Genomic DNA, 13,559 nt, shown 5'->3' with positions numbered 1-13,559 from the left:
ATAACCCACCGTGTAACTACCCTGGGGGTGCTGCCAGGTCTCCGTCGGCACCCCCAACCCGGTGAATCCCCCCATAGTCGGTACAAAAAAAGGCGGCCCGATCAACGGACCGCCCTGCATGGCAGCATATTTCGGTCAGGATCAGCTGGCCGCAGCGACCCCCTGGTCCGTCATCAACTGATGCAGTTCGCCAGCTTCATACATTTCCATCATGATGTCGCTGCCGCCGATAAATTCGCCCTTCACATAAAGCTGGGGGATGGTCGGCCAGTCGGAAAAGGCCTTGATCCCCTGCCGCACGGCCTGGTCCTGCAAGACGTCGACCGTTTCATACGCGACGCCGAGATGTTCGAGGATCGCGATGGCGCGGCTGGAAAAGCCGCATTGGGGGAAGAGCGGCGTACCCTTCATGAAGAGCACCACGTCATTGGCGCCCACGATTTCGGCAATCCGCTGATGCACGGCGTCGGTCATGATCGAAAGTCCATTCCTGTCTGGCACCGCTTGTGGGCGCGAATCTGTGATGCGTGTCTAGTTGGGAACCGCGGTGGTCAGTTGCAAGGCGTGGAGTACGCCGCCCATCCGTCCACCAAGCGCCGCGTAAACGGCGCGCTGCTGCGCCACCCGGCTCATCCCGCGGAAACTTTCCGACACCACCCGCGCGGCATAATGGTCGCCATCCCCAGCGAGATCGGTAATTTCGACATCGGCATCGGGAATCGCCGCGCGGATCATGGCGGCAATGTCATCGGCGGCCATTGGCATCGGTCGTGCCTTACTGCGCTTCGATGAACATGCGGCGGGCGACCACCGCTTGTTCTTCCAGCGCGGCGCGCACGCCCGGCTCGTCAATGTCGATACCGGCCGACGTCATGTCGCCTACGAGCTTGCGGATGACGTCTTCGTCACCGGCTTCCTCGAAATCGGCCTGCACCACCGCCTTGGCATAGGCATCGGTTTCTTCCGGCGTCAGCCCCATCTTCGCCGCCGCCCATTCACCCAGCAGGCGGTTGCGGCGCGCCTGGATGCGGAACTGCATTTCCTGATCATGCGCGAACATATTTTCAAAGGCCCGTTCGCGATCGTCGAAAGTCGTCATGCCCAAAAGCCCCACTGAAACCTGATGGTAGAAAAAGAGATAGGAAGAAGCGCGTCGTTACGCAACGACGGGGATGGTCCAGGGGCGATCCTGCGCCATTTTTGCTTCATAGACGCCAATGCCATCGGCATCGCCCAGCGTCAGGCCGATTTCATCCAATCCCCCCATCAGGCAATGTTTGCGGAACGGGTCAATATCGAAGCTGAAACGATCCTGAAACCGGGTCGTGACCGTCTGCTGTTCCAGATCGACATGGATTTCGTCGGGCGTCCCTGCCGGACCTTGCGCGACTTCCATCAGCCGATCGATCGCCTGCTGCGGCAGAACAACGGTCAATATGCCGTTCTTGAACGCATTGCTGGAAAAAATGTCGGAAAAGCTGGGCGCGATCACCACCCGGATGCCCAGATCGTCCAGCGCCCAGGCGGCATGTTCGCGGCTGGAGCCACAGCCGAAATTGTCGCCCGCAATCAGGATCGGGCTGCCGGCATAGGCCGGATCGTCAAAGACGTTGCCGGTCTCCTTGCGCAGCACTTCAAACGCGCCCTTGCCCATGCCGTTGCGCGAAATCGTCTTGAGCCAGTGCGACGGAATGATGATGTCGGTGTCGACATTCTTCATCCCGAACGGATAGGCCTTGCCCTCAACCGTCTTCAGCTTGTCCATCAGCGCGCCTGCTTTGCTTCCGTGGCGGGAATATCCTCGGCCCGACCCAGCGTCGCGGCCATCGCCGCGCTTGCCAGTGCGCCCAGTGTGAGCAGCCAGAAGATCTTTTTCACAGTGCCATCCCCTCTTCTTTTTTCAACAGTTCGCGCACGTCGGTCAGCCGGCCGGTGATCGCCGCCGCCGCCGCCATTGCAGGCGATACCAGATGCGTGCGCGCGCCCGGTCCCTGACGGCCCATGAAATTGCGGTTGCTGGTCGATGCGCAGCGCTCGCCGGACGGTACCTTGTCCGGGTTCATGCCAAGGCAGGCCGAACAGCCCGGCTCGCGCCATTCAAAGCCCGCCTGGGTGAAGATGCGGTCCAGCCCCTCGGCTTCGGCCTGCCGCTTGACCAGCCCCGACCCCGGCACGACCATGGCATGCTTGATCCCGCTCGCGATATGCCGCCCGTCGAGCAAAGCCGCAGCAGCGCGCAGATCCTCGATCCGGCTGTTGGTGCAACTGCCGATAAAGACATGCTCGATCGCCACGTCGGCCAGTTTCTGCCCCGCGGTCAGCCCCATATAGTCGAGCGACTTTTGCGCCGCCGCCCGCTTGGACGCATCCTCGAAACTGTCGGGGTTCGGCACCACGCCCGTCACCGCAACAACATCTTCAGGGCTGGTGCCCCAGGTGACGGTCGGCACGATGTCGGCGGCGTCGATCACCACCGTCTTGTCGAACACAGCCCCTTCATCGGTCGCCAGCGTGCGCCACCAGGCGACGGCAGCATCCCAGTCGGCCCCCTTGGGCGCCATCGGGCGGCCTTTCAGATAGGCGAAAGTCGTTTCGTCAGGCGCGAACAGGCCCGACCGTGCGCCTGCCTCGATCGACATATTGGCGACGGTCAGCCGCCCCTCGATCGACATTTCGCGGAACACCGAGCCGCGATATTCCATGACATAGCCGGTGCCGCCAGCGGTGCCGATATGGCCGCAAATCGCCAGCGCGACATCCTTGGGGGTTACGCCAAAGCCCAGTTCGCCTTCGACCACGACCTGCATCGTCTTCGATTGCTTGAGCAGCAATGTCTGCGTCGCCAGCACATGCTCGACCTCCGACGTGCCAATGCCGAAGGCCAGTGCGCCCAGCGCGCCATGCGATGATGTATGACTGTCGCCGCATACCAGGGTCGTGCCCGGCAGGGTGAAGCCCTGTTCCGGCCCCACGACATGGACGATGCCCTGTTCCACATCGGCGTCGCCGATCAGGCGGATGCCGAATTCGGGGGCATTGCGTTCCAGCGCGGCGAGTTGCTGCGCACTTTCCGGGTCGGCGATCGGGATGCGATGGCCATCGGCGTCGCGGCGCGGCGTGGTGGGCAGATTATGATCCGGCACGGCCAGAGTCAGGTCCGGCCGCCGCACCGTTCGCCCAGCCAGGCGAAGCCCCTCAAACGCCTGTGGCGACGTCACCTCATGCACGAGGTGGCGATCAATATAGATCAGGCAGGTGCCATCCGGGCGGCGCTCGACGACATGCGCGTCCCAGATCTTCTCATAGAGGGTGCGGAGCTTAACCATAGTGGTTCCCCCCCTAGACCCGGAAAGATCGGGGGAAAAGGGGGAAGCGGGCAGCAAACGACACTTTTGTCCATCTGGTCGGCAACAATGTTACACAGCGCGATAATCCGCGACGATCCGTCCGGCGGCGCCGATCTCGGCCTCATGGCCATCTTCACGCCATGTCTCGGCCAATGCGGCCTTTTCCCATGCCTGCATGGCGGGCAATGCGAGCATATGATCGACCCAGGCCTGCCCAACAGGGCCGACATCCAGACCATAGGTGCGTACGCGGAATGCGACCGGGGCGTAGAAGGCATCGACGGCGGTAAAGGCCGAACCGGCCAGGAACGGCCCGCCGAAGCGCGCCAGACCTTCGGACCAAAGCTCCGCCAGACGCGCAATGTCCCGGTTGAGCGCGGGCGAATGCATATGCGGTTCGACCCGTACCCCGACATTCATCGTGCAATCATTGCGCAGGGTCGCAAAGCCGCTGTGCATTTCCGCCGTCGCGCATTGCGCCCAGGCGCGCGCGGCTTCGTCCGCAGGCCAGACGGCCGGATGACGATCGGCCAGATAGAGGGTGATGCCCAGCGAATCCCAGACCGTGCGGTCGCCATCGATCAGCGCAGGCACCTGTCCCGTCGGCGAAAAACTACGGAAAGCGGCATAGTTGCTGGCCTGCGCAAAGGGCTCGATCCGGTCGATAAAGGGGATGTCCAGCGCGGTCATCAACAACCAGGGGCGCAGCGACCAGCTGCTGTAATTGCGGTTGGCGGTGATGAGTGTGTAGGGCATGGCATGGCTCCGCTGATACAGGCAGGTCCAGCCGTATCGCATGGGCATGGGGCCGTATAGCCGCAACCAGCGACGCAAAGCATAAGGCTGGCTTATCTGGTGCAAGACCTAGCCAAGTCCTTGGAAGGGCGGCACAAGGGGGCATCACGGGCGTTACAACATTATCGCCCTTCCCCAGACAGACGGAGTTTCCTGTCGTGAACCGACGCCAATTCCTTGCCACCAGCGGCGCGACCGCGCTGACGGCCGCCGCCACCCCCGCCTTTGCCCAGCCCGCTACGGCCGATGCCCGGCTACGCGCCATGCTCGATGGTTTCTTTTACGAACGGCTGGCGGATTCGCCCGAACAGGCCACCCGGCTTGGCCTCGACACCGGGGAACGCGCGGGGCTGCGGGGCAAGCTGAGCGACACGTCCGCCGCCGGGGTCGCGCGCGATCTGGCGCGCAGCAAGACGCAGGCGCGGCAACTCGCCAGCATCGACCGCGCGGCCTTGAGCGATGCGTCGAAGCTGGACTATGACGTCGTCACTTACCAGCTTGCGCGCTCCATTGGCGGCGAACGCTTCGGCTATGGCGAGACGGCGGGCCGCTATGCGCCCTATGTGCTGAGCCAGCTGACCGGCAGCTATCGCGAGACACCCGACTTTCTTGATTCGCAACATCGGGTCAGGGATGCGGCGGATGCCGATGCCTATCTGGCCCGGCTGGAAGCCTTCCCAACGTCCATGGACGGGGAGCTTGCGCGGCAGAAGGCGGATGCCGCCAAGGGCGTGTTCGCGCCCGACTATATTCTCGACACGACGCTCAAGATGCAGGCTGCGCTGCGCGATCAGCCGGCCGCGCAGACCGTTCTCGTCGCTTCCTTTGCCAAAAAGCTTGCTGCCGCTGGCCTGCCGCCCGGACGTGCGGCACAGGCTGAAAAGATCGTGGCGGAAAAGATTTTCCCCGCGCTCGACCGGCAGCGCGCGCTGGTGCAGGCATTGCGGGCCAAGGCCAGCCATGACGCGGGCGTATGGCGCCTGCCCGACGGCGAAGCCTTTTACGCCGCCGCTGCCGAAGCGGCGACCACCACCGCGCTGACCGGCGATGAAATCCATCAGATCGGCCTGGATCAGGTGGCGCAGATCAGCGCACGCATCGACACGATCCTGAAGGGCGAGGGGATGAGCCAGGGGAGCGTCGGCGAGCGTCTGGTCGCGCTGAACCAGCGTCCCGACCAGTTGTTTCCCAACACCGATGCGGGCCGAGAGGCGCTGCTGGCGCAACTGAACCTTCAGATCATCGCCATGCAAAAGCGGCTGGGCGAAGCCTTCAACACCGTGCCCAAGGCGCCGGTTGAGGTCCGCCGCGTTCCCGTGACGATCCAGGCCGGGGCACCGGGCGGCTATTATCAGAACGCCTCGCTCGATGGGTCGCGCCCCGCCATCTATTATATCAACCTGCGCGACACGTTCGACCGGCCCAAATTCGGGCTGGCGACGCTGACCCATCATGAGGCAGTGCCGGGTCATCATCTGCAAGTGTCGGTCGCGCTGGAATCGGACGCTATTCCGATGATCCGGCGACGCGGCGGCTATAGCGGCTATTCGGAAGGCTGGGCGCTCTATTCCGAGCAGTTGGCGGACGAAATGGGGATGTTCGACGGCGATCCGCTGGGGCAGGTCGGCTATCTCCAGTCGCTGCTGTTCCGCGCGACACGGCTGGTCGTGGACTCAGGGATGCACGTCAAACGGTGGAGCCGGGAAAAGGCGACCGACTATCTGATCGCCACCACCGGCATCACCAGGGGTCGTAGTCAGGGCGAGATCGACCGCTACACCGTCTGGCCGGGACAGGCGTGCAGCTACAAGATCGGCCACACGGTCTGGAACGATTTGCGCGCCGAGGTGAAGAAGAAGCAGGGCGCGGCGTTCGACATCAAGGCGTTTCATGACGTGCTGACGCTGGGCGCGATGCCGCTCGACATATTGAAGCAGACGGTGCGGCAGCGGGCAGGCATTGTTTGACGCCAAGAAGCGATTGAATGCAGCGTGTTCCCGCGCAGGCGGGAATCCAGTTCAGACGGCGGGACTGGGTTCCTGCCTGCGCGGGAATACCAACACCCACTAAAACGAAAAGAACGACCCGACGGTGCGCCGCCGGGTCGTCAAGTCCTTCCACCCAAATCGCGGAGGAGTGTCGAGTACCCCGCGAACTGGCTAGTTCAGCAGCCGTCAGGCCGCAAACTGGTTCATCGTGTTGTGGACGCCGCCCGCCTTGAGCGCCGCTTCACCGGCGAAATAATCCTTGTGATCGTCGCCAATGTCGCTGCCGCTCATATTCTGGTGCTTCACGCAGGCGATGCCCTGACGGATTTCCTTGCGCTGGACGCCCTCGACATAGCCGAGCATCCCTTCTTCGCCGAAATAGGTCTTGGCCAGATTGTCGGTGCTAAGCGCCGCAGTGTGATAGGTCGGCAGGGTGATCAGGTGGTGGAAAATCCCCGCCCGCGCCGCTGCATCCTTCTGGAAGGTGCGGATCTTGTCATCCGCTTCCCGGCCCAGATCCGTGTCGTCATAATCGACACTCATCAGGCGCGCCCGGTCATAGGCGCTGACATCCTTGCCCGCCTCGACCCATGCATCATAGACCTGCTGGCGGAAGTTCAGCGTCCAGTTGAAACTGGGCGAATTGTTATAGACCAGCTTGGCATTGGGGATGACTTCGCGGATGCGGTCGACCATCGAGGCGATCTGCTCGATATGCGGCTTTTCCGTTTCGATCCACAGCAGGTCCGCGCCATTCTGGAGCGAGGTGATGCAGTCGAGGACGCAGCGGTCTGCGCCAGTGCCTTCGCGGAACTGGAACAGGTTGCTGGGCAGGCGCTTGGGCCGCAGCAGCTTGCCATCACGGTTCAGGATGACGTCGCCATTCTTCGCCGTCGCGGGGTCGATTTCCTCGCAATCCAGGAAGCTGTTATACTGGTCGCCAATGTCGCCCGGTTCCTTGCTGACCGCGATCTGCTTGGTGAGGCCGGCGCCCAGCGAGTCGGTGCGGGTGACGATGATGCCATCGTCGACGCCCAGTTCCAGAAAGGCGTAGCGGCAGGCGCGAACCTTGGCGAGGAAGTCCTCATGCGGCACCGTGACCTTGCCGTCCTGATGGCCGCACTGCTTTTCGTCGCTGACCTGATTTTCGATCTGGAGCGCGCAGGCGCCCGCCTCGATCATCTTCTTGGCGAGCAGGTAGGTCGCCTCCGCATTGCCGAAGCCCGCGTCGATATCCGCAATGATCGGAACGACATGGGTTTCATAATTGTCGATCGCGTGGGTCAGGCGCTGCGCCTCGACCGCGTTGCCGCTTTCGCGCGCCTTGTCGAGATCGCGGAACATCAGGCCCAGTTCGCGGGCGTCGGCCTGCTTGAGGAACGTGTATAGTTCCTCGATCAGCGCGGGAACGCTGGTCTTTTCATGCATCGACTGGTCAGGCAGCGGACCAAAGTCGCTGCGCAGCGCCGCAACCATCCAGCCGGACAGGTACAGATATTTCTGCTTGGTCGTGCCGAAATGCTTCTTGATCGCGATCATCTTCTGCTGACCGATGAAGCCATGCCAGCAGCCCAGCGACTGGGTGTAGTTGGCAGGGTCCAGATCATAGGCGGCCATGTCGCGGCGCATGACGCCAGCGGTGTATTTCGCAATGTCGAGGCCGGTGTTGAATCGGTTTTGCAGCTTCATGCGCGCGACGGATTCGGCATTGATGCCGTCCCAGGTGCCGGGATGGCTGCCGATGAGCTGCTGCGCCTTTGCGATATTGTCCTGATAGGTCATGAGCCGTCCTTGCGTGGGAAGTGAGCTGTTGCGGCATGCCCTAATCCCCTCTGTTGCAGTGCGGCAGTCCTGCTGAAGTTCAGTTGTCGATCTTTACAAATTTATGCTGTAAAGTTGTAAAGTCTGCACAGGAGTCGCTGCAATGCGCAAGGATAGCCCGGTTTATATGGGGCCGCGATTGCGGCGGTTGCGCCGCGACCTTGGCCTGACCCAGGCGGATATGGCCGCTGATCTGGACATTTCCGCCTCTTATGTCGCGCTGCTGGAGCGCAACCAGCGACCGCTGACGGCCGATATGCTGCTGCGACTCGCGCGGACCTACAAGCTGGATATGGCGGAGGTGGCGGGCGATGGCGGCGCGGAGCAGACCGCGCGGCTGCATGCGGTGCTCAAAGACCCGATGTTCGCCGATCTGGACCTGCCAACCCTCGCCACCGGGGATGTCGCGGTCAATTATCCCGGCTTTACCGAAGCACTGCTGCGGCTCTACACCAGCTACAGGGAGGAGCATCTGGCGCTCGCCGACCGCGCTGTTGGGCAGGATGCGCCGGAGGAAGTCCCCGATCCGGTGGCCGAATCGCGCCGCTTCCTGGCCGCCCGCCGCAACAGTTTTCCGCTGCTCGACGATGCGGCGGAAAAGCTGGCGGCGGAAGCGGAGGCCGAGGGCGGGCTGACGGCATGGTTGCGCGTCAGACATAATCTGCGCGTCCGCCGCCTGCCGTCGGACGTCATGGCCGGATCATTGCGCCGCTATGACCGGCATCGCGATGCGGTGCTGCTGGACGATACGCTCGACACCGCCAGTTCGCAGTTTCAGCTGGCGCTCCAGATCGCCTATCTGGAGATGCGCAAAAGTTTCGACGCGATCCTGAAGGACGGCCAGTTTGCCGGGGAAAGCGGCCGCAGGCTCGCCCGGCGAGCGCTGGCCAGCTATGGGGCAGCGGCGATCCTGATGCCCTATTCCGCCTTCGCCAAGGCGGTCGAAACGCGGCGCTACGATGTCGAGGCGCTGGCGCGGCAGTTCGGCACCAGTTTCGAGCAGACCGCGCATCGGCTGACCACCTTGAAGAAGCCGGGACAGGAGCGGGTGCCCTTCTTCTTCCTGCGCGTCGATCCGGCGGGCAATGCATCCAAGCGGCTAGACGGGGCAGGATTTCCCTTTGCCCGCCATGGTGGCTCCTGCCCGCTCTGGTCGGTGCATCGGGTGTTCGAGACGCCGCGGGAAGTCGTCACCCAATGGCTCGAACTGCCGGACGGGCAGCGCTTCTTCTCGATCGCCCGGACCGTCACGGCGGGCGGCGGCGGCTGGGGGGCGCCAAGGGTGGAGCGGGCGATTGCGCTCTGCTGCGCGGCCGAGCACGCCCATCGGCTGGTCTATACGCAGGACCAGCCGACGCCGGACCCGACCCCGATCGGCGTCACCTGCCGCCTGTGCCATCGCCCCCAGTGCCTGGCGCGCTCCGCCCCGCCGATCGGGCGGGACATGCTGCCCGACGATTATCGCCGGACGCGCGCGCCCTTCGGCTTTGCCGACGGCTAGGATTCGATCAGGTCGAGATAGGCGACCACGTCATTGTCGGTCGCCAGATACAGGCCGTCCTGCGTTTCCTGCGTCTGCTGTTCGGCCACGCGCAGCGCTTCGCTCAAAGGGCCGTACATCAATGTCGTCGCGCCGCCATCGTCACCCAGATGGTAAAGCCGGACGGTGGCGCTGTCGTAGGTGGTTCGCATGATCGCAGTATCCGACGGCCCATTGCTCGACACAACCCCATATCCCGCCAATCCTGAGCCTGTCGAATAGTCGTCCTCCGGCACGAGAAGGACATGGCTTCGGCAGGCTCAGCCCGGACGAGGGCTGGGACAATCCTCTATCGCCGGTCCTTGACCTTCATCGAGGAGGCAAGGTCATTCGCGCCGATCCGCACCGCGTCGTCGGTGAAGTTGGCGACGAAGGTGCTGTTGCGCTCCAGGCCAGGCACGAAGCCTGCCTTGTTACCTTCGATCACCAGCCCCGCGCTTCCATGTTCGCGGCCTTCGGGGGCGACGGTAATGAAGGCGGACCAATTATCCTTGTCCTTGCCCTGCACCATCTCATTGCCGCTGATGATGCCGCTCGCGCCGTTGGACAGGTCGATCATGTAATTGGTGAGCTTGCCGCCGCTATCGTCGAAGCTGTTGCCGGTGATGGTGACGCGGGCGGTACGGGTCTTGAGATAATGGCCGCCATCGCCAAGGTCGAACCGGCTGTTGGTGACGGTCAGTGCCGCCAGACGCCCGATATAGACGCCATGGGCGCAATCCAGATCGCGGTCGCAACGGCCCAGATGACGGAAGGTCGATTTGTCGATACTGACCTGCCCGCCATCATAATCGCCGGTCAATATGCCTTCCTCGCTATTGCGGAACAGGCTGTTGCGGACGGTCAGGTTGCCGCTTTCCAGGCGAATGCCTGCGCCATTGCCGTCGGGGACGCGGATATTCTGAAAGATGATGCCGTCGACCGTGCTCGCCCGCCCGCGCAGCACCAGGGCCGCCTTGCCCTCGCACGGGACGCCGTCGAAAATCACCGTGCCGGGCGTCGCGGCGCGGATGGTGACATCGCCGCCCTGCTGGACGCCACATTGGTGATAGGTGCCCGGTGCAACGACCACCGTCCCGCGCCCATCGCCGATCGCGCCCAGCGCATCGGCCAGCGAGCCAAAGGCGCGGCCCGATTCGGCAAGCGTGAACGGGGCGGGATTGCCCTGCGCCAGCGCGGTCGAGGCGATGGCGGCGGAGACGAGGAGGCTGGTGGACAGGATGCGCATGGCGGCAAGGATAGGCGCGCGCGACGCAGCGACCAAGGCAGGAACGGGGTTAACGCCGCCCTGCCCCGCTATGGGACAGAGTAGCGGATAAAGGTTGCGATCTGCGGTGAGGCCGTAGCGACGATGGCGAAGGGCGTTATCCCGCCGCGCCCTCGCACAAGGCCTTGAACTGCGCCATCATCTGATCCCAGCCGGGATGGAAGCCCATTGCCTCATGGCGGGCCTTGGCTTCTGCGTCCCAATGACGGGCGATGGCAGTGAAGCGGGTGGCTTCGCCCTCGTCGGCGAAGGTCCAGATGGCGGTCATGAAGGGGATTTGCGGAACCCAGCCTGCGGCATAGGCGTCAGTGGTGACAATCCGCTCGCCCGGCACCACCTCCAGAACGACGCCCTCCATCGGGCCGGTTTCCTCTCCATCGGGTCCGAACATCTGGACCGCGCTGCGGCCGCCGGGGCGCAAATCTTCCTCGATGACTTCGGCCCGCCAGGGTTTGGGACAGAACCATTCCGCCTTGCGGTCGGTCCACACCGCCCAGCATGTCGCGCGCGGGGCTGCGATGGTGCAACTGACCGACAGCTCATGCGCGCCCTCGCTCATGCCGCGTCCGCCCCGCGCGCGCCCACCAGCGCGAACATCGCGCCCTGCGGGTCGCGCGCCTGGATGATCCAGCTGCCGCCGGGCACTTCGGACGGGCCATTGAGAATGGTGCCGCCGCCTGCGGTGACGCGCTGCGCCGCGGCGTCAATGTCGGCCACGACATAGTAGAAGAGCCAGAGCGGCACGGGCATTTCCTTGGGGAGAGGCATGATGCCGCCCGTCATGCTCGTAAAATCGCCGCCGCCCGTCTGGGAGATGAGTTGATAGACGCCCATGTCGCCCATATCCATGGCGTCGCCTTTGGCCCAGCCGAACTGGCCGGTGTAGAAGGCCATGTCGGCGTCAAAATTGCCGCTGTAAAGTTCGTGCCAGCCGACATGGCCCAGCGCCATGGGCGACGGCGCATCCACCCCGTCGGGACTGGAGCCTTTGAGCAGCATGAAGGTCGCGCCGCCCGGATCGCCCACCACCGCGAAACGACCAACGCCCGCAATATCTTCCGCCGGGCGCTTGATCCTGCCCCCGGCTGCGACCAGCCGCGCGGCATCCGCATCGACATCGGCCGAGGCGATATAACCACCCCACCAGGGGGTCATGCCGCGATCCCTGGCCTCATCCGGGATGGCCATCACCCCGCCCAACGCCCCGGCGCTGCCGACGACCAGCGTATAGCCGCCATCCTCGCCGAACGGCATGGTGGTCCAGCCTATGACATCGCTGTAGAAGGCGAGCGCCGCCTGCGGGTCGCTGGTCATCAGCTCGACCCAGAAAAACTGTCCGTTGCGATCAGTCATTGTCCCTCTCCCGCCCGGCGACTCAGGCTTTCTCGTCGACCAGTACCGAAAAGCCGCCATAGATGAGGCGTGCGCCGCTGAACGGCATGTCCTGCCCATCCTCCGGCTTCATCCGCTCGTCGGCCATGACCTTGGCCGATCCGGCGTCGCGGGTTTCCTTGTCGGGCCATTCGATCCAGGAGAACACGACATCTTCCCCTTCCTCGGCCATTACGGCTGTGCGGAAGTCGTTGACCTTGCCCGGCTTTATATCGTCACCCCAGCATTCGACCACGCGGATCGCGCCATGTTCGATGAAGATCGGCGCGGCCATGGCGGCCAGATCGCGATAGGCTTGCCTGTTGCCCTTGGGCACCGGGATCACGAAACCGTCCATATAGGCCATCGTCTCTCTCCTCCTTGGCCCCGCGATGCGCCGGCATGGCGGGCTAACCGTCAAACGACTCGCCGGTCATGATGCGCCCGCCACTGCTCATGCGCAACGGCGGGGACGCTCATTCGGTATTGGTCGGCAGCGGCTGAACCATCAGCTTTGGCCCCGGCGTGGCGGGCTGGGTTGGCGCTGCGGCAGGCGGACGGGCCGGCTGTGCCGCAGGTGCCGCATCGGGCGGTGGCGGCAGGTTTTGCTGGATCGCGCTCGTCACGCTGGGCGCAAAGCCCTGGCGGGGCGCCTCGCCCGGCGGCACGGGTGGTGGCGGCAGCGGGCTGGGCACCGCCCATACGGTCACCGTTCCGCCAAAGCGCGATTGCCATTCGGCCAGCCGCCGCAGATAATCCGCATAGGCCGCGTAGAAATCCTGAAACGGTTTTTCGAGTTCGGCCAGCGCGGTCGGGGCATAGTCCAGCAGGGCGCTGGATGGCATCGCCAACAGCTTGGCCCCCACCGCTTCGGCCACCGGGCAAAAGCTTTTCATGACGGGCGGCAGCGAGAAGAAATTATAGACGGTGGTGTTGAGCCGTTCGCGCGCGCCGAACCCGGCGGCGCCATAGGCGACCTTGTAATTGCGATCGACCGCTTCGTTGGCCTGCGTCAATATGGGGCCGTGAACATGCAGCAGGCGATTATATTGCAGCCGCGCAAGATCGCCAGGGCTGCGGCAGGACAGCGCCGCGACGTTGAGCGCCATGCGGACATGCCATAGCGCCGTGTTCGACGTGACCTTGCGATTGGGGGTCAGATATTTGCCATCCTGAATTTCCGGGATGCTCATATTTTCCACCGCGCCCATGGGCGGACGCGGCCTGACCGTTTCGACCAGCGGCGGCGGCGGCGTGGGTGGCGGGGGCGGCGCGACAGGGGTCGAACAGGCCGCCAGCACGGCCAGCGACACAAGCGAAAGACGGCCATAAAAACGGCGCAGGACGATCATCAATTTCTCCGATGGGCTGCGCACCGTCATGCCGGGCATTCCGGCCGGAGGAAATATGCTGGATTAACCGTTCATCGC

At 63.9% G+C, this 13,559-nt stretch carries 15 protein-coding genes; 2 read left to right on the top strand and 13 right to left on the bottom strand.

The annotated features are described in order from the left end of the window. Positions 1-141: 141 nt before the first annotated feature. The 6 genes from grxD to FE851_RS02665 form a co-directional block, all read right to left on the bottom strand. Entirely contained in the window at positions 142-474 is a 333-nt protein-coding gene (gene grxD / locus FE851_RS02690) for a Grx4 family monothiol glutaredoxin (protein ID WP_017181403.1), read from the bottom strand. A 57-nt stretch (positions 475-531) separates the two neighbouring features. After that, positions 532-765, bottom strand: a complete 234-nt coding sequence (locus FE851_RS02685) for a BolA family protein (protein WP_026002095.1) — start codon at positions 763-765, stop codon at positions 532-534. A 10-nt stretch (positions 766-775) separates the two neighbouring features. Continuing rightward, positions 776-1,099 (bottom strand): DUF1476 domain-containing protein, encoded by a 324-nt coding sequence (locus FE851_RS02680; RefSeq protein ID WP_017181405.1) that lies wholly within the window; start codon positions 1,097-1,099, stop codon positions 776-778. Between the two features lie 57 nt (positions 1,100-1,156). After that, on the bottom strand, positions 1,157-1,765 hold the full coding sequence (gene leuD / locus FE851_RS02675) for a 3-isopropylmalate dehydratase small subunit (protein WP_145199626.1): 609 nt from the start codon (positions 1,763-1,765) through the stop codon (positions 1,157-1,159). A 109-nt stretch (positions 1,766-1,874) separates the two neighbouring features. Next, complete coding sequence (leuC, locus tag FE851_RS02670; protein ID WP_145199623.1) at positions 1,875-3,326, bottom strand: 3-isopropylmalate dehydratase large subunit; 1,452 nt, start codon at positions 3,324-3,326, stop codon at positions 1,875-1,877. A 90-nt stretch (positions 3,327-3,416) separates the two neighbouring features. Then, the gene (locus tag FE851_RS02665; RefSeq protein ID WP_145199620.1) at positions 3,417-4,103 is read right to left on the bottom strand and encodes a glutathione S-transferase family protein; all 687 of its coding nucleotides are present in this window, start codon (positions 4,101-4,103) and stop codon (positions 3,417-3,419) included. Positions 4,104-4,300: 197 nt separating this feature from the next. On the opposite strand from FE851_RS02665, the gene FE851_RS02660 reads away from it, so the two are divergent. Further along, positions 4,301-6,109, top strand: coding sequence for a DUF885 domain-containing protein (locus FE851_RS02660; RefSeq protein WP_145199618.1), 1,809 nt, complete (start codon positions 4,301-4,303; stop codon positions 6,107-6,109). Positions 6,110-6,316: 207 nt separating this feature from the next. Here the strand turns inward: FE851_RS02660 and FE851_RS02655 are convergent, their stop codons facing one another. Continuing rightward, positions 6,317-7,912 (bottom strand): isocitrate lyase, encoded by a 1,596-nt coding sequence (locus tag FE851_RS02655; RefSeq protein WP_145199615.1) that lies wholly within the window; start codon positions 7,910-7,912, stop codon positions 6,317-6,319. Between the two features lie 142 nt (positions 7,913-8,054). Here FE851_RS02655 and FE851_RS02650 point away from each other — a divergent pair, with 142 nt between their 5' ends. Continuing rightward, positions 8,055-9,452 (top strand): short-chain fatty acyl-CoA regulator family protein, encoded by a 1,398-nt coding sequence (locus FE851_RS02650; protein WP_145199612.1) that lies wholly within the window; start codon positions 8,055-8,057, stop codon positions 9,450-9,452. On the opposite strand, the gene FE851_RS02645 is transcribed toward FE851_RS02650, so the two are convergent. The 6 genes from FE851_RS02645 to FE851_RS02620 all read right to left on the bottom strand — a co-directional run bounded on the left by FE851_RS02645 (position 9,449) and on the right by FE851_RS02620 (position 13,520). Further along, the gene (locus FE851_RS02645) at positions 9,449-9,643 is read right to left on the bottom strand and encodes a hypothetical protein (RefSeq protein WP_107124289.1); all 195 of its coding nucleotides are present in this window, start codon (positions 9,641-9,643) and stop codon (positions 9,449-9,451) included. The genes FE851_RS02650 and FE851_RS02645 overlap by 4 nt on opposite strands. A gap of 137 nt (positions 9,644-9,780) precedes the next feature. Continuing rightward, a complete protein-coding gene (locus FE851_RS02640; RefSeq protein ID WP_145199609.1) occupies positions 9,781-10,719 on the bottom strand; it encodes a right-handed parallel beta-helix repeat-containing protein in 939 nt (312 codons plus the stop codon). Positions 10,720-10,855: 136 nt separating this feature from the next. Next, positions 10,856-11,317, bottom strand: coding sequence for an SRPBCC domain-containing protein (locus FE851_RS02635; RefSeq protein ID WP_145199607.1), 462 nt, complete (start codon positions 11,315-11,317; stop codon positions 10,856-10,858). Then, a complete protein-coding gene (locus FE851_RS02630) occupies positions 11,314-12,111 on the bottom strand; it encodes a VOC family protein (RefSeq protein WP_145199604.1) in 798 nt (265 codons plus the stop codon). Before FE851_RS02630 ends, FE851_RS02635 begins: the two co-directional genes overlap by 4 nt. 22 nt (positions 12,112-12,133) lie before the next feature. Then, positions 12,134-12,496 (bottom strand): DUF1428 domain-containing protein, encoded by a 363-nt coding sequence (locus FE851_RS02625; RefSeq protein WP_019053500.1) that lies wholly within the window; start codon positions 12,494-12,496, stop codon positions 12,134-12,136. A 109-nt stretch (positions 12,497-12,605) separates the two neighbouring features. Then, positions 12,606-13,520, bottom strand: a complete 915-nt coding sequence (locus FE851_RS02620) for a hypothetical protein (RefSeq protein WP_145199601.1) — start codon at positions 13,518-13,520, stop codon at positions 12,606-12,608. Positions 13,521-13,559: the final 39 nt, after the last annotated feature.

The sequence above is a fragment of the Sphingobium sp. B2 genome, assembly GCF_007693735.1.
GTDB lineage: Bacteria > Pseudomonadota > Alphaproteobacteria > Sphingomonadales > Sphingomonadaceae > Sphingobium > Sphingobium xenophagum.
The sequence above is the reverse complement of the archived record's forward strand: the minus strand, read 5'-3'. Positions and strand labels throughout refer to the sequence as shown.